The 26,025-nt window shown below is 59.3% G+C and carries 19 protein-coding genes; 8 read left to right on the forward strand and 11 right to left on the reverse strand.

Going from position 1 to position 26,025, the window contains the following annotated elements; genetic code table 11:
* The first annotated feature begins 71 nt into the window (after nucleotides 1-71).
* The 5 genes from HRF49_08330 (at nucleotide 72) to HRF49_08350 (ending at nucleotide 5,980) form a co-directional block, all read left to right on the forward strand.
* Complete coding sequence (locus HRF49_08330) at nucleotides 72-1,571, forward strand: hypothetical protein (GenBank protein ID MEP0814654.1); 1,500 nt, start codon at nucleotides 72-74, stop codon at nucleotides 1,569-1,571.
* Between the two features lie 1,077 nt (nucleotides 1,572-2,648).
* A complete protein-coding gene (locus HRF49_08335) occupies nucleotides 2,649-5,102 on the forward strand; it encodes an AAA family ATPase (GenBank protein ID MEP0814655.1) in 2,454 nt (817 codons plus the stop codon).
* 28 nt (nucleotides 5,103-5,130) lie between these two features.
* Complete coding sequence (locus HRF49_08340; protein MEP0814656.1) at nucleotides 5,131-5,589, forward strand: PIN domain-containing protein; 459 nt, start codon at nucleotides 5,131-5,133, stop codon at nucleotides 5,587-5,589.
* Between the two features lie 6 nt (nucleotides 5,590-5,595).
* Nucleotides 5,596-5,763: a hypothetical protein gene (locus tag HRF49_08345; GenBank protein ID MEP0814657.1), complete on the forward strand. Its 168-nt coding sequence runs from the start codon at nucleotides 5,596-5,598 to the stop codon at nucleotides 5,761-5,763.
* A 25-nt stretch (nucleotides 5,764-5,788) separates the two neighbouring features.
* On the forward strand, nucleotides 5,789-5,980 hold the full coding sequence (locus HRF49_08350) for a hypothetical protein (protein ID MEP0814658.1): 192 nt from the start codon (nucleotides 5,789-5,791) through the stop codon (nucleotides 5,978-5,980).
* On the opposite strand, the gene HRF49_08355 is transcribed toward HRF49_08350, so the two are convergent.
* The 4 genes from HRF49_08355 to HRF49_08370 form a co-directional block, all read right to left on the reverse strand.
* Complete coding sequence (locus tag HRF49_08355; protein ID MEP0814659.1) at nucleotides 5,977-7,449, reverse strand: right-handed parallel beta-helix repeat-containing protein; 1,473 nt, start codon at nucleotides 7,447-7,449, stop codon at nucleotides 5,977-5,979. The genes HRF49_08350 and HRF49_08355 overlap by 4 nt on opposite strands.
* A 90-nt stretch (nucleotides 7,450-7,539) precedes the next feature.
* The gene (locus tag HRF49_08360) at nucleotides 7,540-8,442 is read right to left on the reverse strand and encodes a 2-hydroxyglutaryl-CoA dehydratase (protein MEP0814660.1); all 903 of its coding nucleotides are present in this window, start codon (nucleotides 8,440-8,442) and stop codon (nucleotides 7,540-7,542) included.
* On the reverse strand, nucleotides 8,439-9,707 hold the full coding sequence (locus HRF49_08365) for a 2-hydroxyacyl-CoA dehydratase (protein MEP0814661.1): 1,269 nt from the start codon (nucleotides 9,705-9,707) through the stop codon (nucleotides 8,439-8,441). Before HRF49_08365 ends, HRF49_08360 begins: the two co-directional genes overlap by 4 nt.
* Nucleotides 9,708-10,035: 328 nt before the next feature.
* Nucleotides 10,036-10,827 carry a hypothetical protein gene (locus tag HRF49_08370; protein MEP0814662.1) on the reverse strand — a complete coding sequence of 264 codons (792 nt, stop codon included), beginning with the start codon at nucleotides 10,825-10,827 and terminating at the stop codon, nucleotides 10,036-10,038.
* A gap of 286 nt (nucleotides 10,828-11,113) precedes the next feature.
* Here HRF49_08370 and bshC point away from each other — a divergent pair, with 286 nt between their 5' ends.
* Both bshC and HRF49_08380 read left to right on the forward strand, forming a co-directional pair.
* Nucleotides 11,114-12,736, forward strand: a complete 1,623-nt coding sequence (gene bshC / locus HRF49_08375; protein ID MEP0814663.1) for a bacillithiol biosynthesis cysteine-adding enzyme BshC — start codon at nucleotides 11,114-11,116, stop codon at nucleotides 12,734-12,736.
* Between the two features lie 39 nt (nucleotides 12,737-12,775).
* Nucleotides 12,776-13,171 (forward strand): hypothetical protein, encoded by a 396-nt coding sequence (locus HRF49_08380; protein ID MEP0814664.1) that lies wholly within the window; start codon nucleotides 12,776-12,778, stop codon nucleotides 13,169-13,171.
* Nucleotides 13,172-13,383: 212 nt separating this feature from the next.
* On the opposite strand, the gene HRF49_08385 is transcribed toward HRF49_08380, so the two are convergent.
* From HRF49_08385 to HRF49_08405, 5 genes are all read right to left on the reverse strand, one after another.
* Complete coding sequence (locus HRF49_08385) at nucleotides 13,384-13,848, reverse strand: hypothetical protein (protein MEP0814665.1); 465 nt, start codon at nucleotides 13,846-13,848, stop codon at nucleotides 13,384-13,386.
* Between the two features lie 133 nt (nucleotides 13,849-13,981).
* Nucleotides 13,982-17,134, reverse strand: a complete 3,153-nt coding sequence (locus HRF49_08390; GenBank protein ID MEP0814666.1) for an efflux RND transporter permease subunit — start codon at nucleotides 17,132-17,134, stop codon at nucleotides 13,982-13,984.
* Nucleotides 17,131-18,396, reverse strand: coding sequence for an efflux RND transporter periplasmic adaptor subunit (locus HRF49_08395; protein MEP0814667.1), 1,266 nt, complete (start codon nucleotides 18,394-18,396; stop codon nucleotides 17,131-17,133). Before HRF49_08395 ends, HRF49_08390 begins: the two co-directional genes overlap by 4 nt.
* A 38-nt stretch (nucleotides 18,397-18,434) precedes the next feature.
* The gene (locus tag HRF49_08400) at nucleotides 18,435-19,952 is read right to left on the reverse strand and encodes a TolC family protein (GenBank protein MEP0814668.1); all 1,518 of its coding nucleotides are present in this window, start codon (nucleotides 19,950-19,952) and stop codon (nucleotides 18,435-18,437) included.
* Nucleotides 19,949-20,545: a TetR/AcrR family transcriptional regulator gene (locus HRF49_08405; GenBank protein MEP0814669.1), complete on the reverse strand. Its 597-nt coding sequence runs from the start codon at nucleotides 20,543-20,545 to the stop codon at nucleotides 19,949-19,951. The genes HRF49_08400 and HRF49_08405 overlap by 4 nt, the downstream gene beginning before the upstream one ends.
* Before the next feature lie 432 nt (nucleotides 20,546-20,977).
* Between HRF49_08405 and HRF49_08410 the strand changes: the two genes are divergently transcribed.
* Nucleotides 20,978-23,476: a PKD domain-containing protein gene (locus HRF49_08410; protein MEP0814670.1), complete on the forward strand. Its 2,499-nt coding sequence runs from the start codon at nucleotides 20,978-20,980 to the stop codon at nucleotides 23,474-23,476.
* 83 nt (nucleotides 23,477-23,559) lie between these two features.
* On the opposite strand, the gene HRF49_08415 is transcribed toward HRF49_08410, so the two are convergent.
* Together HRF49_08415 and fabF are read right to left on the reverse strand one after the other, a co-directional pair.
* Entirely contained in the window at nucleotides 23,560-24,687 is a 1,128-nt protein-coding gene (locus tag HRF49_08415; protein ID MEP0814671.1) for an NAD(P)/FAD-dependent oxidoreductase, read from the reverse strand.
* A 77-nt stretch (nucleotides 24,688-24,764) separates the two neighbouring features.
* The gene (gene fabF / locus HRF49_08420; GenBank protein MEP0814672.1) at nucleotides 24,765-26,009 is read right to left on the reverse strand and encodes a beta-ketoacyl-ACP synthase II; all 1,245 of its coding nucleotides are present in this window, start codon (nucleotides 26,007-26,009) and stop codon (nucleotides 24,765-24,767) included.
* Nucleotides 26,010-26,025: the final 16 nt, after the last annotated feature.

Below are 26,025 nucleotides of genomic sequence, written 5' to 3' on the forward strand. Positions count from 1 at the left end.
AATCCGCCGAAAGCACAAATAAAACATCTCCCGCTTCGTTTCCAAGTCGCTTTTCAAGGGAGGTTTATGCAATGAAGCGCTCCAAATCAAATGATTATTTCCTCGCGCTTTTCGCTTTCGCCGCGATGCTGTGCGCTTCCTGCGGGGGCGGGGGAGGCCCCGCGCCTGGGCCGGGACCGCAGCCCGGTCCGTCCTATCCGCAGGGCATCACAAACTTCGGAATCAGCCCGGCGCGCGCATCCTATTTTTCGGGAGAGATACTCACGATAGGCGTGCGAGCCGTGGCGCTGGATGGCGGAACGCTGAGTTACGCGTGGTCGCTTGGCGGCTGGGCGGAAATCCAGGGCGATCCCGCGAAAGACGCGATTCAGGCGAAGCTGGTCGGCGAGCCGGGTTCGTACAAAGGAAGCGTAACGGTGACCGAAGTGCGTGAGGGAAAGACCCCGCGCACGGCGTACTGGGAATTTTTCGTGACGATTTCGGGAACGATGCCCGCGCCGGAGCTTTCCGGCGTGTCCGCAGCGCCATCGAAGGACGTTTATTACTTCGGCGAGGCTGTCACGTTTTCCGCGGTAGGCGCAGAGCCCAATAGCGGCGGAGAGCTTACGTACGAGTGGGATTTCGGCGAGTGGGGCGGCTCCGACTCCAATCCTACGAACGCGGTCGAGGCGGTTTCGCTTTTGCGGGCTGCGGGCGATTTCGTTTGCACGTTGACCGTAATCGAAACGACGCTGGGACACGCGCAAACGACTGCGTCCGCGGAAATCGCGATCCGCATCGAGGAGCCGCCGTCGGGCGCGCCCATCGTAAGCGAAGTGCGGCTTGAAGGCGGAATGCTGGTCGCGACTTACAGCGACCCGGACGGCGACGCGGTGAGCGTTGCTTGGGAGGCGGACGCGGGATGCGTATTCCCGAAGAGCGAGACGGCGAACGAGGCGAGGGCGAGGTTCCTGCCGTGGCTGGCGCCGGGGCCGTCGCGGGTGACAGCTACGGTGACGGACGAATTCGGGCTGTCGGATTCGGAAACGATCACGGTGCTGTACGACAAGGAGCTGGCCAATCCGATCGCGGAGGACAGCTTGTTCATCTGGCCGCAGAAGCTGTTGGTAGAGGCGGGAGAGGAAATCTACGTCGCGCTTTTCGTCAACGGCAATGAGCAGCCGATCGCGGGATTCAACATACGTATAATTGTCAATCGCGATCTCGCTTCCGGAGCGTACATATTGGAGCCGCCGCCAAACGATCCGGGCTACGCGTATCCGATGGCGGCGTATCCCGCGTTTTGGCTGCCGCCGCCGCTGTATCCGCAGCCGGAATATGTGGATTTGCGCGTCGACTTCAACGAATTCCAGCAGGTGCTGTTCGGTCCCGGCTCGCAGGGCTGCCTTGCGTTTGCAGCTTTCCGAATCGGCGAGGAGCTGACGCCCGGCACGGAAATATCGTTCGACCTCGATGCCGCAAACACGTACTATTGGGACACGCTTGAAAACGAGTACGCGTTCGGCGCGCTCGGAAAAGACTACGACGGCAACGGCAGCGTGGAAAGCGAGGTGGTGATGAGGGTGAGGTAGGAGGGGATGCCTGCACTCTATTCATAAAGGAAACACAACTCATTGACGCAAATCCTTCGCCGGGTAGCCGGCGGTTAACGACGGGGTGTCGAAAATGAAAACAAGCATGAATTGCTTGGAGTCATTATTTTGCCCGCACTTGCTTTGATTCTCTCCGCGTGCGGGCAAAGTGGCAATCCGCATAGCTCCGGCTCGGCGGAAGGTCCGCAAATAGAAAGCATCATTAGTACGCCCGAGCGCGACGTGTATCAGACGGGCGAACTTGTGGTTTTTGACGTCGTGCCGAAATAAGTAAACGAAGGTTGGATCAACGCGGGCTGGATTTTTGGCGACTGGGCGGAATATGAGGAAGATCTCTGGGGATATGGCTTGGTTTCTCCGGACCATGTAACTCCGGGCACTCATCCGGGAACCTTCAACGCGGCTGCGGTTTTGGTTCAATCGTTCGATTACATTTGGAACAAACCCGATGTAACCCTGACGAAATCCGTTCCCATTACAATCGGCGCTCCTCCTGAAGGAGCTCCGCTGGTCCGGATATTTGTTACGACGGCAATACCAATCTATTTGCAGCAGAGTACACGTACACAGGCAATGGAGAAAACACCGTGGTTTGGACGGCGACAGACGGAGCGATTGCCCCCACAGGCCTTGAAGAGGGAAAGGCCTTTGCGGAGCTGTCACCTCCAGGAGGACGTGATAGCCGCTGGCCCTTAACGGACATTACGATAACTATTTCAAATGAATCCGGCCTGGCAACATCCCGTACGGAAAGGTTTGGCGGCCAATCAAGAGGAATTCAGTTTCAGTAATAATCCCCAAAACTCCGAATCTTGCCGCCTGATCCGAAGGAAAAAATGGCGATGGTGCAATTTGACGCTATCCAAAGACAATAAACCCAAATTGCTCCATTCTTCACAAGCAATATCTGACAGCAATAATATCAGATTATCTTAGCGTAACTATATCAATATCGCTCTTTCCGTGGTATAATCATTCGGTTGCGGCAGGGCGTCGCCTTTCCGCGTCCGGAGATTTGGGATTTGCAAACCACAAATTTGGGGTGTCAAGATGAAAATAAAGTGGGAACTTTTTACGGAGAAGGCGCGGGAGGCGCTCGAAACCGCGCAGGAGGTGCTGGCCCGGCTTCATCAAAGCCAGCTCGACACCGAGCACATTTTGTACGGCCTTACGTATGTGGAAGGCTCGATTATGGACGGAATTTTCGCCGCTGCAGCGAAACTTGCAAGCGGAAAAGAGGCCGAGGCGCTGGAACCCGCAAGGGCGAAGGAAAAAATCCGCGCCCTCGTCGTGCAAAGCCAGGTGCTTGACAACGTGACGAGCGGCGACACGACGCAGATTTACATCACGCCCGACGCGGCCGCGGTGCTTTCGGGCGCGGAGGACGAGATGGACGCGCTCGGCGACAAATTCGTCGGCACCGAGCATATTCTTCTGTCGCTTATCGAGCGGCGGCACACGCGCGCGGCCGCGCTTTTGCGCTCTCTCGGCCTCGACCGCGAAAAGGTTCTGGCGGCGCTGAAGGAGCTGCGCGGCGCGCACACTTTGGATTCCGAATCCGGCGAAGCGCAATACAAGGCGCTCGAAAAATACACAACCGATTTGACCGAGCGGGCGCGCCAGGGGCGCATTGACCCGATCATCGGCCGCGACGTGGAGATAGATCGCGCCGTGCAGATCCTCGCGCGGCGCACCAAGAACAATCCGGTGCTGATCGGCGAGCCGGGCGTGGGAAAAACGGCGATCGCGGAAGGGCTTGCGCTGCGCATTTCGGAGGGCAAAGTGCCCGAGGTGCTGCGCGACAAGCGCGTGCTCGCGCTTGATTTGGGCGCGCTCGTCGCGGGAAGCAAGTTCCGCGGCGAGTTCGAGGAAAGACTCAAAGCGGTGATGAACGAGGTCAAGGCCAAGCGCCGCGGCGTGATTATTTTCATAGACGAGCTTCACACTGTGGTGGGCGCGGGCGCGGCCGAAGGCGCGATGGATGCTTCCAACATCCTCAAGCCAGCGCTCGCGCGCGGCGAATTGCAGTGCATCGGCGCGACGACGATAAAGGAATACCGCAAGCACATAGAAAAGGACGCGGCGCTGGAGCGGCGGTTCCAGCCGATATTCGTGGACGAGCCGTCCCCGGACGAGGCGAAGGCGATTTTGCGCGGAATACGCGACAAGTACCAGGAGCATCACAAGATAACCATCAGCGAAGAGGCGATTGATGCGGCGGTGGATTTGTCCGTGCGCTACATCAGCGGGCGGTTCCTGCCCGACAAGGCGATTGACCTGATAGACGAGGCCGCGGCGCGCGTGCGCATTGATTCGACCGGCGCGGCCGGAAAACTCCGCGCGCTCGAAGCCGAAATCGAAAAATTGAACCAGGAATCGCGCGAGGCGACTCTTGCCGCCGCATACGAGAAGGCCGCGCAGATAAAGCAGAAGCTTATCGGCCTGGAATCGGAGCTCGCCGCGGAGCGCGAGCGGATTTCCGGCGAGGAAGCGGACACGACGGTGGACGCTGACGACATCGCGAAAGTCGTCGCGCAGTGGAGCGGCGTCCCCGTCGAAAAAATGAGCGTCGAAGAAGGCGCGCGCTATCTGAAGATGGAAGAGGAACTGCACAGGCATCTGATAGGCCAGGAGCAGGCGGTGAGCGCGGTAGCGGAGACGATCAGGCGCGCGAAAGCCGGCCTGTCCGACCCGCGGCGCCCGCTGGGCAGCTTCCTTTTCTGCGGGCCGACCGGCGTGGGCAAAACCGAGCTTGTGAAGGTGCTCGCGGAATTCCTTTTCCAGAGCCGAGACGCGGTCGTGCGTATAGACATGAGCGAGTACGGCGAAAAGTTCTCCACGACGCGGCTTGTGGGGGCCCCCCCCGGCTACGTCGGATACGAGGAGGGGGGGCAGCTCACCGAGGCCGTGCGCCGCCGGCCGTACTCGATAGTGCTGCTCGACGAAATCGAAAAGGCGCATCCGGACGTGTGGAATGTGCTCCTGCAGGTGCTGGACGACGGGCGGCTGACCGATTCGAAGGGCGTCACGGTAGATTTCAAGAACACCGTCATCGTCATGACGAGCAATATCGCGTCGGACGAAATTGCCGCGTTCACAGCGGACAAAACCGAGGAGCAGCTTGACGCGAGTTACCCGATACTCGTTTCGCGCGTGATGGATCGGCTCAAGGACACGATCCGCCCGGAATTCCTTAACCGGATAGACGAAATTGTGGTGTTCCATACACTCACGCGCGGCCAGGCGGCGGACATCGCGCGGCTGCAGGTGGCGGAGCTTGCGGCGCGGCTTGCCGAGCAGGGGATAACACTGGAAGTAACGGACGCGGCGTACGCGGAGCTTGCGGAGCGCGGCTACGACGCGACGTTCGGCGCGCGGCCGATGCGGCGGGTGATCCAGCGCGACGTCGCGAACGCGATCGCATCGAAGATGATAGCGGGGCTGGTCGCGAAAGGCGCGAAGGTGCGCGTCGACGCGAAGGACGGGGAACTGGTCGTTTCGGCGTCATAACCGCCCGCGCAAGGTGTAAAATTGCTGCGTGGCGCGCAGAATCCGGCCGCTTCGTGTGTACGTGGACACCTCCGTCTTTGGCGGAGTGTTCGACGCGGAGTTTGAGAGGGCGAGCAGGGAATTTTTCAAGCAGGCTCGCTCCGGGCGATTCAGGGCGGTATTGTCAGGCATTGTAATATCGGAACTTGAAAACGCTCCGCCAAATGTCTTTGAATTGTATAGGCAAGTGGCGTCGCAATCCGAATTTGTGGATTTGACACAAGATGCCGAAACGCTGGCCAAATCCTATATTCTGGCCGGAGTAGTGGGTAGAGGCAGATTGATTGACGCCACGCATGTTGCCATTGCGACCGTTGCTGGATGCAACGCAATAGTGAGCTGGAACTTCCGGCACATCGTTCATTTGGAAAAAGTGGCTCTTTACAATGCAATCAATCGAATTCACGGGTATCATGAAAAATCGAGATACGTTCTCCGCGCGAGGTGATCAAGTATGGCGACTAAATCGGACAAGGCCTTCGACTGCGTCAAGATGAAGGACGCGGCGCAAAAGGCCGTGCAGAAGCAGATAAAGGGATTGTCACAGAAGGAGCGATTGGCGTTTTTCAACCGCAAGGCTGAGGCCGCGAGGAAGCGGCAGGCTGGATTGCGAGAAAGGTGATGCGCTGCTTTGGAGATTTTTCGGCATGACAAAAGGGATTTCAAAACCTGAATATAAGCATGATATTCCATCCGATCACGACGAGCCGAACGACGCGGCGCAGGATGACGCGGCAAACGTGCTGAAGGGTGAGCCCCAAGAAGTGCGCATCGCCGCGCTCAACCGCAGGGCGGCCGCGGTGATGAAAACGAAGGCCAAGCGGAAGAAGAAGCGCTAGCCAGCTTCCTCGTACGCGCCGATGTCCGGCCCCGCTCCTTGCGGGCGCGGTGTTCCTTCCAAATCGTCCGCGGGAACCTGCGCGACGCCGCCCACCGAGCCCGCGTCGATTCCCGGGCTGCCGGGGAGCAGATGATAGTCGCCCGGCGTACCCCAGCCGCGCATCGCGAACTCCGGCTCAGCGCAGATATTGCCGAATCCGAGCAAATCAAGCTCCGACGGCAGATACTCCCGCCCGTTCGCCTCGACGACGGGGAGCGACGGGTCGCCGCTCCTGTACAGCAGGCAGTGGTCGAAAACGGGCGCAACCGCCGGGCCAAGGTAAATCGTGCTGTACCCGTGCGCGATTATGCAATTGCGGAATCTCACGTTGATTGGCGCATGCAAATCGTACTGCATGTATACGGGATAGTTCCCGCGCTGGACGTTGTCGTCCACGGTCACGTTCACGAATTCGAAATCGCCCGGCTCGATGGAGTCCACTACGATGCTGGCCCACGGGCCGTTATCCGGGTCGCCGTCGCCGCATCCGTAGATGAGCACGTTTTCGACCCGCGTCCCCCCTCCCCATAGCTTAAGCCCGTCGCAGCGGTTGTTCGCAATCACCGTGTGGTGCACGTACGTGTTGCGGGATTTCGAGTCCACGCCGTCGCCGCGGCCGTGCGAAAACGTGCAGTGCGAAATCTCGACCGGCCCCTCGGATTCCTCGATTCCGAATCCGTCCGGCCTGTCCCACTCCGAGAATTGGTCTCTCCCCTGCCAGTACCATCCGACGTATTCGACGTTCGTGTTCCGGATGACGACGCGCTGCCAGCCCTTGCCGCCCGCCGAGTCCGGCGCGTTTATCGCGCTGCCCGCCGTGCGCGAAATCGTGCAGCCCTCGATCAGCGAATCGGTGAAGTCGCCCGCGCAATTTATCGCCGCCTCCTCGACGTGGTGGATATACAAATTCCGAAGCTCGATGTGGCCGCTCGGCGCGCCGCCCGCGGAGCCGCCCGCCTCCACGCCGCCGCGGAACCCGCCGGAATACGGATCGTCAAGCATGCTCGTTATCTCGAAATTCTCGACGCGGATGAACGACTTGCCGCCAAGCTCGACCGCCGCGATAAGGTTGTTGCGCCCGACGAGCGCGGGCCGGTCGTTCGGGTCCTCGCCGCGGATCGTTATCCACGCGCCGGGCGTCCCCGATGCTTCGGGCGTGATCATGTCGTCCCAGTACTCGGACATGAAATACACGCCCTTTTTGACGATAAGCGTATCCCCCGGCTGGAGCAGCTTGGACGCGTATCCCGGACTGGCGAACGGCTTGTCCGCCGTGCCGGGATTTTTGTCGCTGCCGGACGGGGAGACGTAGAAGGTGCGCGGGGAAGGCGCGGCGAGGGCAAAGTCGGCCTTCAAATTGCAAAGCAATGTGGTCAATCCTAAAAGCGCAATCAGCGCCCACGTTAAATCGAATCGTTGTCTTGTCATTCCGGCACCTTGGCACCTGCAGGCCAAAATTAAAGGGCAGGTCCAATTAGATTACCAAAAGCAGGAATGGACGCTCGCCGACCACTTGCATCAGATTGTCCTCGCCACAATCGCCGAGCCGAGCGCACCAATCAGTTCGGGATCGGCCGGAATCCGGTGATTGCATTTCAGCCTATCCCCGACGGACTTAGCAAGCCGGGCGTTGCGTGCGCCGCCGCCGGAGAAGACGACGACGCGTTCCATCGGCACCGCGCCTGACGGCTGCGCCACTCTTGCCGCGAGCGTCGCGATGCGCTCCGCGGCGGACTCGATAAGCGCCGCGGCTATCGCGGACTTCGGCGTTCCGCGCGAAAGCAGGCTTATCACCTCCGATTCCGCGAACACCGCGCACATATTAGAGATGCGGACGGGAGGCGATCCGGATTTCCGCGCCGATGTGGAATCTGACTCGCCTGGACAGACGGCCGCGCCGGATTCTATTTCGACGGAGGCCGGTATGGCTCCGGCTTCCGATACTTCGCACGCGTCAGCCCCGTCCGCGAGCGCGGAAAGTTCGCCGACAGGCACGCCAAGCGCTTTCGCCATCACGTCCAAAAACCTGCCCGTGCCCGCCGCGCAGCGGTCGTTCATCTGGAAGTTCAGCGGCCTCCCCCCCTCCCCCAGCCGGATCGCCTTCACGTCCTGTCCGCCGATGTCGATGACGAGCCGCGCATCCGGGAACAGGAAATGCGCGCCCCGGGCGTGGCAGGAAATCTCGCTTACGGTTTTATCCGCATCGTGCACAAGGTCGCGCCCGTACCCCGTCGCGACGATGCGCGCGGGCGCGCCCTCGGGAAAAAGCTCCGCGCGCGCCCGCGCGATATCCGCCGCGTAATCGCCCGACACCGGCGCGATGTAGCTTCGCACCGCGCCGCCGCTCTCTCCGGCAACCACGCCCTTCACCGTCGTCGATCCGATGTCGAGCCCCAGATATTCCAATTCCGTACCAGTCACGCGAGTGTCTCCAGAAACGCCTTGACCCGCGTTTCAAGCTGGCCCGCGTCGCCCATCGAGTAGTCCGTCTCGATGTGCATCACCGGCACTCCGGCCGCGTCAAGCCGCTCGCGCAAAAGCTCGTGCTCGATGTTGTAGCAGTGGCAGAAGCTAAGCGTGTAGTCGATCACGCCGTCCGCGCGCCATTCGCGCGCGTAGTCCGCGATGTTGTCGAGCCGCTCGGTATTCGGCGTGAAACACGCGCACGGCGTTTTGACGTAGCGGTCGGCAATCGCGACGAGCATTCCTTCGATCGTTTTCACGTTCTCGTCCACAAGATTCGTGAAGTACCGCGTCCCGGTGCAGGATTCCTCGCAGACGACCTCCGCGCCGGAAGTTTCGACGACGTGGTGCATCTTCCAATTCGGAATCGCCATCGGGCATCCCGCGAACACTATCCGTTTCGCGCCGTCCCTCGGCGCGGCCGCGGCTTTCACGCGCTCGTCGAGCTCGTTGCAAAGCTCGTTCACCTTCGCGGTGAAGCGCTTGATATCGTCGTAGAACGCGATCTGCGAAACCAAAAGCGCGTCCTTTCCGCTTATCGGCGAAGGGACGTTTTTGCGAAGTTCGTACAGCCGCGCCAGCGCCCTGCGCTTTTCGTTGACGAGGCTGATTCCTTCGGCGAGCGAATCTTCGGTTATCTTTCGCCCCGCGGTTTCCTCCAGCTTTTCCTTGAGCGCGATAATTTCATTCAGCCAGATGCCCTGCCTGCGATTCGACACCTTCTGCGGTGTTTCCATCACGTACATCGGAACTTCGCGGCCCAAAATCTCCCACGCTTTCTTTTTGCCGTCGCAGGTCGTCTCGCCGATAACGATGTCGCAGCTTTCGAAATACGGGCAAAGCCGCGCCAACTTGAATCCGACAGCGCTCTTGACAAGCGGGCAGATGTTGCGCGGAAGTACGCGTTCGCCGTCCGCGGCGGGAAAGTCCGTCCCCGCGCACAGCCCGACGCACTCCCCGCCCGCGGCGAGTATCAATTCCTCCGGGACGAAAACGCAGAACGTGCCCGCGACGAACCCGCCCGCCGCCTTGTGGTCAGACAGCTCTTTCACGCGAAGCCCGTGGACTTCGCTTATCACGAAATCGAAATAGCCCATTCCCGCCGGGCGGTTCTCCTGCGAGAGATAGACCGCGGGATAGAACCGGCCGAGCAGCGCCATAAGCTCGTCGTGGCGCTTCAAATCTAGGCCGAGGCCGGCCCACATTTCCCTGTAATCGGACATGGTTTCCTCCTTATCCGGAAGTAATCATTCGGAATTGTCCGGCGCGCCACGAAACGCTGCCATCGCCGGGATGCGGAGGAACGGTAACGCGGTAGAATGCGGGAAGATTATCCGCAAGCAGGCGAGCGCCGGGATGGAATTTGCGCGCAAGCCCTGCGCGCCCGGATGACGCCTCACCACTTGCCAAAGAAACGGCGGACTCCCATCTGCGCTCACCTCCTTTGGGTGAGATGGGAAAATGCTAGCGCCAAGCCGTGCGCAAATGCAACAAGCATGCCGTCTCAACTGATAATAAGCCTATTATTGCCCTAAAATGGGCCGCTCAAATCTATTTGGCAGATGCTCCTTTCGCAGGAGCCTTATCCGGCGCGGGCTTTCCCGCCGCCGGTTTCTCCCCCTTGTCCACGACGGAGATTCGCGCCACCGCGTCCCCCGCGAATCCGATAATGTAAACGTACCTGTCCATCGGAATCACGACCGAATCGGATTCGACCGACAGAATCATAGACATCGGCTGGGCGATTCCCTTTGCTAGGTTCGGATTGGCAGCGGAGGATATCAGCGCGTCTATAAGCGAGTTCGAATCGCCCTGTTTGCCGGGATACCCGCCCAAAACGGCCTGCGCGTCCGCCTTCTTCATCCCGAGCGCGATTTTGCCCATCGAGGTTGCCGCGCCTTCACCGCCTTCCGGAAGCGTCACGGTGACCGCCGCGGCGCGCCCCAGCATTGCGCTCGTTTCGCAGATTTCGACAAGCTCCGGATGACCGCCGCTCTTGTAACGGCGCACGCCGCCCGGAAGAACTTCCGGCGGGACAGGCGAGCCACCAGAGGGCTCCATCGCAAATCCCGCACTCCCGATTGCCTTTTCCAGCTTCGCCGGATCGATAGAGTCAACCTTCACGCCCGCGATTTCAAACGCGACCGGCAGCGCGGGCGCTTCCGGCCTGGGCGCGGCGGGCTTCTTTTTCAGCTCGGGCAACGGCCCCGCCGGGCGCGCGGGCGGCGGCTTGCGGATTTCCAACTGCTTGGCCGCGTCTTTGTTCGTCTTCAAAAAGACGGCCATTCCAACACCCAGGACGATCAAAAACGTAACGAAACCGACCAGTAAGTTCTTTCCCAACTTGGATGCTCCTTGCCCCGGCGCGAACGGGCGCGGGGAGAATATTGTAACAACATGAGGCAACACTCAAAGCTGACATGGACGGATTTCGTTTGGCTTTGTTGACGTGCGGGTTCGGGCAACCCTTCGCCGCAATTCGGCGCGTCGTTCAAGACAAGTCATGCCCGGATCAACCAGCCAAAAAAAAGCACGGGCAATAACAGGTTAAAGGCTTTACGGCGACGGCGAGGCGCTAAAATGCTCCGCTCCGGCGCGAAACCGGATTTCGCGGGGTATTTAGCTGGTCATGCACGTTCCTTTTTCCCGCCTAGGCGGTTACAAGCGGCTGTTTATTGATTACGCGGAGGACTTCGCTAAGGTGTCCGGGTTTTACCGGATGAACCCGCGCGATCCCTCGTCGTTTTCCGCGCGGCTTTCCTATCTCGATGGAAAGCAGTTCGCGCGAGCGCAAGTCGCGGACGTGCTCGCGGAGCAGAATCGCGGATGGGGCGCGGCGGATGCGGCGATAGCGAATATCGACGCGCTGCGCGATCCGAAAACCTCGGCCGTCGTCGCGGGCCAGCAGGCCGGGCTTTTCGGCGGGCCGATGTACACGCTGCTCAAGGCCGCGTGCGCCGTTCGCTGGGCGCGCGGGATCGAAGCGGCCAATCCGGGGCGGCGCGTCGTGCCCGTCTTCTGGATCGCGTCGGACGACCACGACTGGAACGAGGTCAAGCGCTTCCACTGGATCGGCGCGGACAATGCATTACACCACTGCGAGTATTCGCCGGAAACGGACATTTCGGGGCGGCCTGTCGGAGCGGTTGAAATCGACGCGCGGATAGCGGGCGCGTTCGAGTGCTTCTTCGGGACGAATCCCGAAACGGAATATACATCCGGGCTGCGGCGTGAGCTTGAGGGCGCGTACCGCGCGGGCGCGACGATGGCGGACGCGTTCGCGAAGCTGATCAGCGCATGGATGAGCGATTATGGATTGGTCGTATGCGATCCGATGGATGCGCGGCTGAAGGCGATTGGCGCGCCGGTGTTCGCAAGGGCGATCGAGGCGCGGGACGCGATTTTCGCCGGAGTCGCGGAGCGTAACGCCGAGCTTGAGAAAGCGGGATACCACGCGCAGATCGGGCTGCCGCCTGACGGGACGAATTTGTTCGTCATCGTGAACGGAAAGCGCGAGGCGCTGCGGACGGCGCGAGAGGGGTACGTAACCGAGAGCGGCGCGGAGTTCGGCGCGGCGGAGCTTGCGAAGCTTATAACGGACGAGCCGGAGCGCATCAGCCCCAACGTCGTAGTGCGCCCCGTGTACCAAGATACGCTTTTCCCGGTCGCCGCGAGCGTAGTAGGACCGAGCGAGCTTTCGTATTATGCGCAGATTACCGGCGCGTACGGCGAATTCGGATTGGAACCGCCGGTCTATTTGCCGCGGCATTCGCTGACGGTCATAGAGCAAAAGACTCAAAAGATCCTCGGTGAAATCGGTTGCGAGTGGTGGGAGCTGGGCGGCGATCCCGACGAGGCGATCAAGCGAATCGTGCGCAGCAAGCTGCCGCAGGATCTGGACGAGGCGTTCAACAGGTATCGCGTTTCCACAATACTGGCCGGCGTCGAGCTTGAAAGGAAGGTCGTCGAGTTCGAGCCGACGATGGAGAAGCCGATGCAGAAAATGGCGGCCTCTCTGCACCACTACGCGGACGACATCGAAAAGAAAGTGCGCCAGGCGTACAAGCAGAAAAACCAGGTATGGGTCGAGCGCGTCGGGCGCGCGGCCGCTTCGCTGTTCCCCGAGCGCGGATTCCAGGAGCGGTTCGCCGGGCCGGTGTACTTTCTCAACAAGTACGGGGGGGGAGTGATCGAGCGCGTCGTAGCCGAGATGAATCCGGCGGAGCTGGGCCACCACTGGTTTGCGGTATGACGACTGGAATTGAGAGCAGAAAACAAACAGGAGATAACAATGTCGGATGAAACAAAGAAAACCTTCCCCGTTCTTGGCGGCGAGTTCGCCGCAATCGTGGACATCTGCTTTAAGACGGCTGAGGAGCACGGGTTTCACGCGGCGCGGATGAGCCAGGACGCGAGGATCGCGCGCAACATGACGGTGCTGGCGCTTTTCACGAGCGAAATAGGCGAGGCGATAGAGGCGATGCGCCACGTCAAGCCGGACAGCTACTTTTCGGACATGCACAAAAAGGACGGATATTACGAAGAGCTTGCCGACCTGTTCATCAGGTTCTGCGACCACCTGGGCGAGCTTGCGGCGGAGGATCCGTCGTTCGATTTTTCGAAGGTGCTTTTGAAGAAGATGGAGTACAACCTTTCCCGCCCGAAGATGCACGGGAAGGGGGTATAACAAAATATCCGGCTCAATTCGCCGGCGGGTGTGGAATATTGCCGAGCGGGCAATCAACGGTTCGGGCGCAAAGGCATCGGCAGTTCAAAGGCGCGTCGGCCCGGCAGTTATTCTATATTCCGCCGCTTAAGCAAACGCCCGATGGACGCCTAATGTCATTTCCGAATTTGCAATAGGCAAGACGTTTACCAGTTGTCCTGTAATACCCCCCCCTAATACTCCACCTCGATCGTCACAACCGTCCCTTCCTTGTAATCCTCTGTCACACGGATGTACACGCTCCGGTACGCGCCGCCGGTGAACGTCACGCCTTCGAGTATCCTGCTCGGATTGTCGTCGGAATGGTAGCCCTTCGATTCGAGGTCGCCGATGTGGAATCGGATTATTTCCTCCGTGCGCGGTGGATTTACCGCGTACACAACCTTTCCACTCGTCCTCGAGTCCACGACTTCCTTCAACACGTATTCCGCCGGGAAATCCAGCTCGCGCTCGATGTTGCGCGGAATCTTGAGCGGCTTTTCCGAGGCTCCCCGGTCGCCGGAAACATTGGATTCCCCTCCCGATGCCGCGCCCGCATCGCCGCCGGCTTCGCGCGAAAATCCGCCGACCGATTTCGGACAGGCCGAAAACGCCAACGCCGCCAAAACAACCACAAAAATGACAACCAAGCGGAGCATATTCTTATTTTACCCCAGCCGCGTCAGGGCAATAGGAATGGAGTTAAGGAGTTTTTGAGTTATTGAGTTAAAACCATGTCCAAAGACCGCAACTCAAAAACTCGATAACTCAAGAATTCAAAAACCGGCTTGCTTATTCCGACCCGACGCGCTTGCGGAACCGCGTGGTTATGTCGTCCGAAATCGTGTACGCGACCGGGATGACGACCAGAGTCAGAAGAGTGGAAAGCACCAGCCCGCCGATTATCGCGATGCCCATCGGCTGGCGGAAGCCGCCGCCTTCGCCGTAGCCTATCGCGACGGGCACGAGTCCCAGCGTCGCTGTGAGCGTCGTCATGATAATCGGGCGCAGCCTGCGCTTGCCCGCCTCGACCAGCGCGGTGAACCTGTCCTTGCCCTGCGCCATGAGCTGGTTCGTGTAGTCGATCAAAAGGATCGCGTTTTTCGTGACGAGGCCCGTGAGCATCACGATTCCCATAAAGCTCATCAGGTTGAAGGAAGTTCCCGTAATGAATACGGCGACGATTGCGCCAACGACCGCCAAGGGCAGCGTGAGCATGATGTTGAACGGATGGACGAGCGAGTTGAACTGGCTCGCCAGAACCATGTACACGAAAAGGATGCCCAAAATCATCGCGAATCCGAGCTGCTGCACCATTTCGATGAAGAACTTGGCCTCGCCCGCGAATTCGAGCTTGGTGTCCGGCGGAAGCTGCGCGGTCTTTACCGCGGCAAGGAAGTCCTTGCGAATGTCTCCGACTCCGCGCGGGCTGGAGGGATCTATGTTGCACGAAAGCTGCACCGAGGATGTCCGGTTGTAGCGCTCGCGCGCCACAACTCCAGGTCGGACGTATACTTCCGCCAAACTGGACAGCACGACGAACGTTCCGAGCGCCGGGCTGTAAACAAGGATGTTGCGAAGCTTGTCCACCGTGTCGGAATCCTCCGGCGCAAGATACATTGTGATGTCGTATTCCTCGCCGCGTTCGCGAAACGTGCCCAGCTCCGTTCCCTCGATGTATCCGCGCAACGCCGCAGCAAGCCCCACCGGCGTCAATCCGGCGTCCGCCACTTTCCGGATGTCCGGATTGATCGCAAGCTCCAGCTTGCCTTTCTTGTTGGAGGCGTCCACATCCACCGTGCCGTCAACCTCGTCAAGCTTCGCCGCCAGGATCTCCACCGCTTTGTCCAGCCGCGTTCTGTCCGGATTTACCACGAACACGCTGAAGTCGGTTTGTCCGCCCTCCCCGCCGGATGCCGCGACCTTTACCGTGGCGCCGGGAATGCCGGAAAGCAGCTCCGCAAGCCCGGAAGCAATCTCGTACGAATCAGGCCGCCCGGTGTCTTCCGGAGTGAGCCTCAAGGTGATCGCCCCGCGGTTTTTGCCGGCGGACGTTCCGAAGCCGGCCTGCACTTTGCCCAGCGAAGCGAATTTGGTTACGATGTATTTCCCGTACTCCCCGCCTGAAAGCCTGTCCTCTATTTCCTTCACGACCCGCTCGGTCGCGGCAAGGTCCACGTCGGGCGAGAGCTCGATGTCCACCGCGACGAATCCGGTGTCGAACCGGGGGATGAATCCCGATGTGAGCTTCGACGCCAGCGCCATGGCGAACACGAACGACAGCGTGGAAATCCCGATGACGACGTTGCGGCCGGTGGGGCCGATCCATAACCGCCCGATTCGTATGACGGGAAGCTTGTATGTAAGCACCCAGCGGATCAGCCGCTCGTAGCCCGCCTCCAGAGGCAGGTACAGCCGCAGAAACACCTTCGAAATCCAAAGCCGCCTGCGTTCGATTTCCTCATGCGTGATTCCGACGCGGTACGAATAGGCCATCACCACGGGAATGAGAGTCAGCGCGACGACGATTGATATGAGCATCGAAAACGCGACGCCCAGACCGAACTGCCGGAAGAACCGGCCCATTATCCCTTCCATGAATCCGATGGGGATGAAGACGGCGACGATGGAAAACGTCGCGGCCAGCACAGCGAGCTGGACTTCCATCGCACCCTCGGCCGCGGCGATTTTGGGCGGCTTGCCCATCTCCAGGTGGCGGTATATGTTTTCGGCGACCACGATTGCATCGTCAACCACAAGACCCACCGCGACCGCGAGCGCCAACAGGCTCATGAAGTTGATGGTGAAATCCGCCCACATGAAGAGCGCGAACGTCGCGATTATCGAAACCGGCATCGTGAGAAGCGTCGCGAACGTGACGCGCCCGCTGCCGAGGAAAAGAAGCACGACTATCGTCGCGAGAATTATCGCTATGATAATCGTCAGGTAAATATCGTCTATCGACGCGGCGATGAACCTGCTTTCGTCCGACGCGAGCGTTATCTCGATCCCCGCGGGAACCTGGCTTGCCAGCTCATCCATTCGTGCTTTAACTTTTTCCGCGACGTCGACCGTATTGGCACCGCTCTGCTTTTGAATCGCGATTCCGACGCCCGCTTTGCCGTTCACGCGCGCTTTGGATTCCTGCTCCTTGCTTCCGTCCGTTATCCGCGCGATTTCGGCCAGCCTGAAATTCCTGCCCCCCGCGGAAATGATGGTCTCGCCGATCTGGCTAAGATCCGCAAACTGGCTCGTCACCTTAAGCGACAAGTCCTGGCCGCCTTCCGCAAGATTGCCCGCGGGGAAATCGAAGTTGGTCTGGCGCAGCGCCATCGCGACAGCGTCCGGGCCGATTCCCATCCCTTCCATCCGCGCTTTCGACAGTTCGACGCGGATCTCGCGTTCCGCGCCCCCGATTATTTCAATCGAAGCGACGCCGCGGATTCGTTCGAGCTGCTTTTTGAGGTTTTTGTCCACCCAGTCGCGCAGCGCGACCTCGTCCATGCTGTCGGAAGTTATCCCGTAGTTGATTATCGGCTGGGCGTTGAAGTCCAGGCGGGAAATCACCGGATCTTCCGCGTCCTCTGGAAGGCTGTTCTTTATCAGGCCCACTTTCTCCCGCACTTCGGTTGCCGCGTCCTCTATTTTCTTTTCGAGGACGAACCGCACGACCACGAACGAAAGACCTTCCTGCGAAGCGCTCGAAATTTCGTCTATTCCGTCTATGCTCGAAACGCCGTCTTCGATTTTTTTCGAAATGAGGGTTTCGACCTCTTCCGGACCTGCGCCGGGATAAACCGTCATCACCGTGACGACGGGGAAATCAATCTCCGGAAACATGTCCACCGACAGCTTGGAGCGCGCGGTCAGCCCCACCACGGTGAAAAACAACAAGAGCATTATCGCGAAAATCGGGTGTTGGATGGATATCCGCGGGAGACTCACTTCTCGCCTCCGTTCACCTTGCGCACGTCCACCTTTTCGCCTTCCGCAACAAGGTTCTGGCCCGCGATTATCACCTGCTCGCCGCCCGTCAACCCGGACACGATTTCGTACTCCTGCTCGCTCGCAGCGCCGAGCTTCACATTTACTTTGGCGGCGGCGCCGGTCGGAGATACGATCCAAACGAACGGCTCTTCGCCCGGCGATTGAACGCATCTGCGCGGGAGCGCAATCACTTCGCCCGTAAGCGCGGTGGTGAACCGCACTTCCACAAACGAGCCTACTATCAGCTCCGCGTCGCCCGCCGATACCTCGATTTTTCCCATTCGCGTGCGCTCGTCGACCGAAGGATGCACCTTCAATATGCGGACGGGAACCTCTGTCGAGCCAAGATGCAACCTTACCTCCGACGATCTGGACGCCTGATCTATGAGCGTCGCGGGGACGTCCACTACCACTTTTCTTGCGCCGCTACCCACTATGTCGATCAGCGGGTTGCCCACGCCAGCGTGCTCACCGACTTCCACATACTTGGCTCCAACCACGCCGTCGAACGGAGCGCGGATGACGGTATATCCCAAATTTGCATCCGCCATCGCGACCTGGCTCTTCGCGGACTTGACAGCAAGCTCCGCGAGCTGCACGTCTTCCTTGCGCGCGCCGGTTTTGGCCATTTGAAGCGACAGCTTGGCGCTTTCGTACGCGGCCTTCGCCGCGTCGCGCTGCGCGAGCGCGCCGTCCAGCGCGGATTGCGGAACCACCCCGTCGTCAAACAACTTCTTCTGGCGCGCGTAATTTTCCTCCGCAGTGTCGTGGGCGGTTTTCGCGGCGGCCGTTTGCTCTTCGAGCTGCTTCACCTGCTCCGGGCGCGCGCCGGTTGTCGCGATTTCAAGCTGCACCTTGGCCATAGCGAGCGCGCTGTCCGCGGCCTGCTTCTGCGCGGAAAGGCTGGACGCGTCGAGCCTTATGAGCGTCTGTCCCTTCCTTACCGCGTCTCCGACGTCAACCGGAATCGCATCGACGTTGCCGCCGATGTTGCACGACACCGTCGCCATTTTGTCGGCCTCCACCGTGCCCGTGAGGATTACGGTGTCGGAAATCACCTTCCTTTCAGGCGTGACGACTTCGACGGCGGTCGGGGGCTTGGCCGCGGCTTCGCCCTTTTCCCCTCCCTTGCATCCGGAGATGATCGCAAGCGAAGAAAACGCGATTGCAACCGCAATCCATCTTGAAACAAGCGGCAGGATACGTTTTTTATTGTTCATTTTAGGTTCATCGTAGACGCGGCTTAAACGCCGCGCTCCTAGTGTATGACCGGAAAACTCTCCTTCTTGTCGGCGCGTTCATCGGATTCGGCACCCTCGCCGTCCGCAGGCTTTGCGAGTCCCGCTTCTTCCAGCGGAAGAACGTACGCCGCGACGATCGCTTTCTCCTCGTAGCGTTCATAGCCGATCGCCTGCTTTATCGCGTCGTAAGCGAGATAAATCGCTGCCTTCTTCGCGAAAAGATTGTATTCGGCGGAGAGATATTGCGTGCGGCTGTCCATCAATTCCAGCGTCGTCGTCACGCCTTCCTTGTAACCGACAGTCGCCATTTTCAGGCCTTCCGTCGCGGCTTCCAGCGTTTTTTTGGCGGTGTCGTAAGTAAGCATCGCAACTTCGAGGTCGTTCGAAAGCTTTTCCAAAGTGTTCTGGTAGCTCTGTCTGAATTGATCCTTCTTTATCGCCAGAATGTTTTTCTGCACCTGTAGCCTTTCCACGTTGTTTTTGGAATCGCCGAAATCGAAAAGGCGGAAGTTGAGATTCACGCCGATGGTGTAGGTGTTGTCCTCCGCGAAGTTGTTGCCTTCTTGACCCTGCCATTGGGCGAAGCCGGAAAGCACCGGCCAGTTGCGCGCCGCGCGCATCTGTGAATCGAGCGACTGCATGGACAGATCGAATTGGTGCATTTGATAGGCGCCGTCGAGAAACGCTTCGGGGAATCCCGGCATTTCGGTGTGCTCGATTTCCGCGATTACAAGCTCGATTTGGTCCAGTTCCTTGGAAGACAGCAAAAGCTCCTGCGGGCCGCTTGCCATTCCCATGGCCAAATAGAGATTCTTGAGCGCGTTCTTCTTGTCGTTTTCAGCCTGCAGCAGCTTTTCGGCGGCCAGCGAAACTTGGACTTCGGCCTGAATCACCTCGAACCGCGGTGCGACCTTGTTGTCGTACCTGAGCTGCGCGTTGCGGAGCTGTTCGTCGGCAAGCTCCTTCGAATCCTGTGCGACTTCGTGTCCTTTTTGCGCAAGCAGGGCGGCGAAGTATGCCTGGGTGACGCCTTGCCTGACGCGGTCCTTGAGGATGCGCAGCTCCTCCTTGCGGGCGGCCAGCTCGAAGCGAACCGCATCCGACGCGTCCGGAACTCCGAATGAATATGCTCCGGCGATCTTTGCGCCCCAGTTTTTCACTATATCGTCCTGCGCCTGAAACCCGCCGCCGGTTTCGCCGCCGGAGTCATCCCCGCCTTCTCCGTCTCCCGAACTGCCGCCGAAATTTATCGTGTTCACGGGCGTCGTATATTGAGCGCCCGCGAAAACTTCCAGCTTTGGCATCACGCCCAGCAGGATGCCTTCGGCCTGCAATTCCAGGCCGCGGATTTCCTCCTCCTTCGCCTTCACATCGTAATTCCGCTCCAGCGCAAGCGCGATGCACTCCGAGAGCGTGGTTTCCGGTTCGGCGAAATCCTCCGCGTATACCGCAGGGGCGGCGAGCAAAAACAACGCGAGGGCGCCGGCAACCGCGGCGGGCGCAAGCGCTGCCGCGGCGAACGCGGGGAATTTCATAGCGGCTTCTCCTTCATCCATTCGTGCTGCGGCAGGATGACGTCCACCAAGAATACCGCGTATTTCTCAGGCGGGTATTCCTTGACGAACTCCTCGAAATCGGGACGGGCGATGTAGCCGAACACCGCATCCAGCAGCACTTCCGCCAATAATTCGGACGGGCGCTTCAACCCCTTGTGCCCGGACTTCTGCGCTATCGAATCTATCAGTTTTTGCAGGTAAGCGCGGCCGGAGTTGCGGATCGCGAGCACGCGCTCGCGGTGTTCCTCCGGAATGGCGGCGGTGTAGCTGCGGAACGACAGGATTCCCTGCCGGTGCTCCACGAACGCGGCGAGCCAGAGTTGAATTGACAACCGCAGGCGCATCATCGGCGAAGTGATGCCGGTAAGCTTGATTTCCGTCTGCTCTATCGCCATCTGGTGCATGAATTCGACCGCGGATATGAACAACTCGGTCTTGTCCTTGAAGTAGAGATAAATCGTCCCCTTTCCAAGACCCGCCGCTTCCGCCACTTCTTCCAGCTTGGTTTGATAAAAATCCTTTTGCGAAAACACGTGTGCAGCGGCGAAAAGTATCTTTTGGCGCGTCGTCATCCCCTCGATTTGGGGCATGCTTGCGCGCGACTTATGAGCGTCGCCGTTCGCGCCCGGATGGACGCCGTGCGGCGGCTCGGAGCCGGCCACGACCGGCCCTTTTGTATGCTCAGACATTTAAACCTCCTTGCCGGGAGAGCCCTGACTGACCCATCGGTCAGGGCGATTGACTATACTACCCCAACTGCGGCGGATTCATTTATCGCGGGGGGAATTCGTCCAAAATATACCCATATCAAGACCGCCTGGGCGGTTTTGCCCGAAAGCGCCGACCGCGGCAATCAGCACATATTTTCGAACGTTTGCGGGTATAATTCATCAGCTTTTCTCATTCCGTTTGCGTTTCGGGAGAATGCGATGGGAAACATCGGAGCAGCCGCCCCTTCTTGCCGGGGCATACGGGGAAATTGTTGCGGGAAAATGCGGATTGCCATGCAGTGCTGGCTGCTGCTGTTTTCACTCGCCTTTTGCTCTTGCGCCGGAAGGGATTTTCGCGCGCCGGATGAAACAGCGGCACGCGATTTCCGCATGGAGCTTGCGGCATTGCCGACACCCGAAGGCGTGAATCCGGAGCTGTTCGACGTATTGAAAGACGGACTTGAATCCAAGTTGAACAGCCTGGAAGAGAAATCCGCGGCTTCTGTGCCAAAGGATCAAGGCGGCAAAGTGAACACGCTGTTCTTCGATCCGGAATCGAACCATCTTACCTGGGACTATGCCAACAAGGGCGACTATGACCTTTCGGGAGAAGTCGGCGTATCGGACATTACGCCGATCGCTTTGAATTTTCTCGCCCAGGTGACGGACGGAAAGGGCAACGATCCACTCGAACGCTGGATTGACGGCGATTTGTCCGGCGAAGTGGGAATTGGAGACATCACGCCGATCGCCATCGGCTTTCTGAACTCGGTGACTGCATACGTGATTCTCACATCCGAATCTCTGACGGGGCCGTTTTCGCCGATCGGTCTTCCGGTGCCGTTCGGAGATCCAGGTCGGTTTCCAAAGCAATACTCGGTTCCGCTTCCCGAAGGAGCGCTGGGATACGTGGCGGTGGCGGCTGTGGACCAATTCGGAAGCCGCGGCTTGATCAGCAACGTAGTTGACGTCGAAGCCGCCGGCCCGCCTGTTGTAATCGGAGTTTCGCCGCAGTCGGGCGGGGCGGGCTATTTTGTGACATTCCGGGCGACGATGGCGGGAGCTCCGCCATTCACATTCGAATGGGACTTCGGAGGAGGGGCGACGCCCGACACCTCGACCGCGGAGGAACCTTACGTCCAGCTTGGAGCCGCCGGAGTTTACAGCGGCAGGGTGACCGCTACGAATATGTACTCGTCGGATTCCTACGATTTCGAATACACCGTGGAGCCCGTACCGCCGACCATCAATTGGGTGGATCCGATAACCAGCGGACAAAACCGGTACGTCACTTTCACGGCGGACGCGGACGGCAGCCCGCCCCTGGAGTTTTCGTGGAATTTCGGCGAAATGGGAACTCCTGCAACCAGTTCGGACGAATCGCCGATGGTGTTGGTGGGAGACACGCCGGGCACATTTCAAATTGCACTGACGGTGACCAACGCTTACGGCGAGGATGTATTTCCGGTGGATTTCGAGGTGACCAACGTCGCCCCGTCCGCCAAGGGAGCCGCACAGCCTCCGGGCGGCGTGCCGCCGGTTTCGGTAAACTTTTCGGACGCCGGTTCATCGGATGCGGACGGGGAAATCGTGAAATGGGAGTGGGATTTCGGAGACGGCGCAGGCTTTCAGGATTTCAGCGGCACGCAAGGCTCCGAGATTCACGAATACGCGTCCGACGGCGACTATACCGCGACATACCGGGTCACCGACGACGACGGCGCGACGGACGAGGAGCAATTCACGATAAAAGTCCAAGCCATACCATCCGGTTTCTGGGAGTGGGAAACGGTCTCTTCAACCGGAAGTTCGTTCGGAACTTGCGGAGGCATCTCCGTGGACGACGATGGTATTCCTTGGCTGACCTTCACGTTCATCAATTCCAGTCAATCCGACTTCAAAGTGGCCGGGAAAACGGGAGATTCCTGGCAAATATGGACTCTTGACTCGGCGGGAACGGGCAATCAGTACTTCGGCGAAGCAAGCGCGATAGGAATCGATCCCACCGGAGCGCCGTGCGTCGTATTCAAAGCCTTCAACACGTCCGTAATGTACGAACGATGGAACGGCGCTGTCTGGCAGGAGGAAATCGTTACGCCTGGAAACTACGCGCCCGGGTACGACTTTTTGTTTAACGCGCAAAACTATCCGTCTTTTCTGACAATCGACAAAACCGAGTACAAGATTTTCGTGACATACAAAAGCGGCGGCTCGTGGCAGGACGATTTGGTTTCGGAAACGGGATGGATTCGCAATCCAGCCGCGCTCGCGTTCGAATCCGACGGAACTCCGCACGTAGTGTACAACAACGACAAGGATGACGAATCTTATTACTCGTATTTCAGCGGAACCGCCTGGCAAACTTCAAGCATCACCGACGCGATAGGCGCGACCGAAGTAAGGGGAATCCAGGTGGATTCGGCGGGACGCGCGCTGATCGCGTACGGCGGAGGCGACAACGATCCGGCAATGCATTTTGCTACAAGGCAGGGCTCGAACTGGTCGGTCGAGGACATTCCGACCGAATTCAAGGGATTCACCGCAACGCGCATCGAACTGACAAAAGAAGGCTACCCGTGTCTGCTCGCAATCGGCGTGCCCGCGTCCGGTTTCAGATTCCCCTGTTTCTTCAAAAAACACCTCGGAATTCTGTGGTATTACGAAGCTGTGCCCTGCCCCTCGTCGCATGCGGGACAACCGGACATAGCGCTCGACTCGTCCGGAAATCCGCACGTGTCCTTCCTTGCGGAGTCTACGCGGGAAGCCCGGTACGCGCACTGGTCGCCGGATTAGCTTGGCGGGATCGGCTCGATTCGGCCGCGATCAAGGCCAAAAATCCCCGGCGGCAGCGGCAATCCGGAAAATTTAAAGAAAAACTACTTTTTCGCGAACGGGATGTCGAGGTTGCTTGAATGTCCGGGAAAAACGCTGGCTCCGGGATTGAGGTACGCGTACGCGAAGTTGACCGCGACCGCCGCCTCGCCCTGGCCGGTAGTTATCAGCTTGATTTTGCCCGGATGGGTCACGATGTCCCCGCAACCGTAAACGCCTTCCATTGATGTAAGCATCTGCTGATTGACCGAAAGCGCGTTGTCCTTTATCTCGAATCCCCAGCTTCGCAGAAAGCGCAGATCCACCAGGAATCCCATGCAGACGACGATATCGTCCACTTCCAACAAGTCTTCCTCGCCGGTTTTGTTGTTGAAAACGAGCGCTGCGCGGACATGATCCTCGCCCAGAATCGATTTGAGCTCCCAGAACGTGCGCACTTCGACCGGGCCGCTCATCATCCACGCGACAGTGGCTTCGTGCGCGCGCCACTTGTCGTGGCGGTGGATAAGCGTAGTCTTCTTCGCGATCTTGCCGAGCTCGATGGCCCAATCCACGGCGCTGTCCCCCCCCCCGACAATAAGCACGCGCTTGCCGTTGAATCGGGATTTGTCTGTTATTACATAGTGGACACCGTGCGCTTCGAATTTTTCGGCCTCCGCGAGCTTCAGCTTCTTGGGCATGAAAGCGCCGGCTCCAAGCGCCAGAATAACTGTCTTGGAATAAAACGACCTGCCCGTCTGGCTGGACAACTTGATAATCGATCGCGGCCCCGCGGCCGGATCCTTCGATCCGTCATGCATCGCGAACCGCGCTCCACCGGCGGGGGAAGCACCGTCCATGAGCGCGATTCCGCTCATGCGTTCCACGCCGATGATTTTCTCTTCAAGGTGCACTTCCGGGCCGAAACCGAGCGCCTGCTCGACGAGCGCCGCGGAAAGCTCCTTGGCGAGAATCTTCGGGAAGCCGGCGACGTCGTAAACGTATTTCTCCGGGTAAATGGAAGTAAGCTGGCCCCCGAGCTGGGGCAGGCTGTCGATTATCACGGTCTTCATCCCGCGCATGCCGGCGTAAAACGCGGCGAACAGCCCGCATGGGCCGGCGCCGACAATCGTAAGGTCGGGCGCGTCACCAAACGCGGGTGCAAAATCGGATGTGGTTTCGTGCAATTCCATCGGTCGAAACTAAAGCCGCCTGAACGCCGGCGACAACATTATATTTCCAGTCCCTATGCCATCGGTTCGGCGGCGATTTATTCCCCAGTCCAGCGCTTGAAAACCAGCACCGCATTCTGGCCGCCGAAGCCGAAACTGTTGGACATCGCATAAGTGAATTCGTGACGGCGCGCCGCATTGGGAACGTAATCCAAATCGCACTCCGGGTCCGGATTTTCGTAATTGATCGTAGGCGGAAGCTCCTGTCGGCAAAGCGCAAGGATGCAGGCCGCGCCTTCGATAGCTCCTGCGCCGCCCAGCAAGTGCCCATGCATGCTTTTCGTGCTTGATACGGGCAGTTTGCTCGCGTGTTCGCCGAAAACCGCCTTTATGGCGAATGTCTCGGTCGCGTCGTTCAGCTCGGTTGAGGTTCCGTGCGCGTTGATGTAGCCGATGTCGGACGACGAAAGATTCGCGTCCCGCAGCGCCGCGCGAATCGCAATCTGCGCTCCCTTGCCTTCCGGAGCAGGCGCTGTGATGTGGAAAGCGTCCGCGCTCGCGCCGTATCCGACGATTTCGGCGACGGGTTTTGCGCCGCGCGAAACCGCGTGGTCGAGAGTTTCCATCAAGAAAACCGCCGCGCCTTCGCCCATCACGAATCCGTCGCGCTTCGCGTCGAACGGGCGGCTTGCGCGAGTCGGCTCATCGTTCCAGGACGCGGTGACCGCGCGCATCGAGCAGAATCCCGCGACGCCGAGTTCGTCCACCGCGCACTCCGAGCCGCCCACGATGATTGCGTCCGCATTTCCGTAGCGCAGCGTGCGGTACGCCTCGCCAATGCAGTGCGCGCTGGACGCGCACGCCGATACGATGCTGAAATTCGGCCCCATCGCGCCGGTTTCCATCGCGACCACTCCGGACGGCATGTTTGCGATTGCGTTAGGAATGAAAAACGGGCTGATGCGACGCGGACCTTTCTCCACGAGCGTTTTGGTGTCTTTATAAAACGAGTCGAGCCCCCCAATCCCGCTCCCGATAAATACCCCGATTCTGTCGCGGTTGGAATCGTCAATCGAAAGGCCGGACTCCGCAAGCGCCATTTTGGAAGCAGCAACAGCGGCGACGATGACCCGGTCGTAGCGTTTCACGTTTTTGGGATCCATATATTTGGTCGCGTCGTAATCCGCAAGCTCCGCGGCTATTTTGGTGGGGAATTCCGCGCAATCGAAGTTTTGAATCTTGCGCACCCCGCTTTTTCCCGCGAAAATGGCCTCCTCGAAGGCGGCGACGCCTTCTCCGAAACAGCTCAAAATCCCGATTCCCGTTACGACGACTCTCGGCATGTTTCTCTCCCTTGCT

It is taken from the genome of bacterium, assembly GCA_039961635.1.
Lineage (GTDB): Bacteria > 4484-113 > 4484-113 > JAGGVC01 > JAGGVC01 > JABRWB01.

Coding starts and splice junctions, on each gene's coding strand:
- HRF49_08395 (MEP0814667.1), bottom strand. CDS start 18,396: ATGAACAATAAAAAACGTATCCTGCCGCTTGTTTCAAGATGGATTGCG.
- HRF49_08350 (MEP0814658.1), top strand. CDS start 5,789: ATGACAAAAGGGATTTCAAAACCTGAATATAAGCATGATATTCCATCC.
- HRF49_08380 (MEP0814664.1), top strand. CDS start 12,776: ATGTCGGATGAAACAAAGAAAACCTTCCCCGTTCTTGGCGGCGAGTTC.
- HRF49_08405 (MEP0814669.1), bottom strand. CDS start 20,545: ATGACGACGCGCCAAAAGATACTTTTCGCCGCTGCACACGTGTTTTCG.
- HRF49_08410 (MEP0814670.1), top strand. CDS start 20,978: ATGCAGTGCTGGCTGCTGCTGTTTTCACTCGCCTTTTGCTCTTGCGCC.
- fabF (MEP0814672.1), bottom strand. CDS start 26,009: ATGCCGAGAGTCGTCGTAACGGGAATCGGGATTTTGAGCTGTTTCGGA.
- HRF49_08385 (MEP0814665.1), bottom strand. CDS start 13,848: ATGCTCCGCTTGGTTGTCATTTTTGTGGTTGTTTTGGCGGCGTTGGCG.
- HRF49_08415 (MEP0814671.1), bottom strand. CDS start 24,687: ATGGAATTGCACGAAACCACATCCGATTTTGCACCCGCGTTTGGTGAC.
- HRF49_08400 (MEP0814668.1), bottom strand. CDS start 19,952: ATGAAATTCCCCGCGTTCGCCGCGGCAGCGCTTGCGCCCGCCGCGGTT.
- HRF49_08330 (MEP0814654.1), top strand. CDS start 72: ATGAAGCGCTCCAAATCAAATGATTATTTCCTCGCGCTTTTCGCTTTC.
- HRF49_08345 (MEP0814657.1), top strand. CDS start 5,596: ATGGCGACTAAATCGGACAAGGCCTTCGACTGCGTCAAGATGAAGGAC.
- HRF49_08355 (MEP0814659.1), bottom strand. CDS start 7,449: ATGACAAGACAACGATTCGATTTAACGTGGGCGCTGATTGCGCTTTTA.
- HRF49_08365 (MEP0814661.1), bottom strand. CDS start 9,707: ATGTCCGATTACAGGGAAATGTGGGCCGGCCTCGGCCTAGATTTGAAG.
- bshC (MEP0814663.1), top strand. CDS start 11,114: ATGCACGTTCCTTTTTCCCGCCTAGGCGGTTACAAGCGGCTGTTTATT.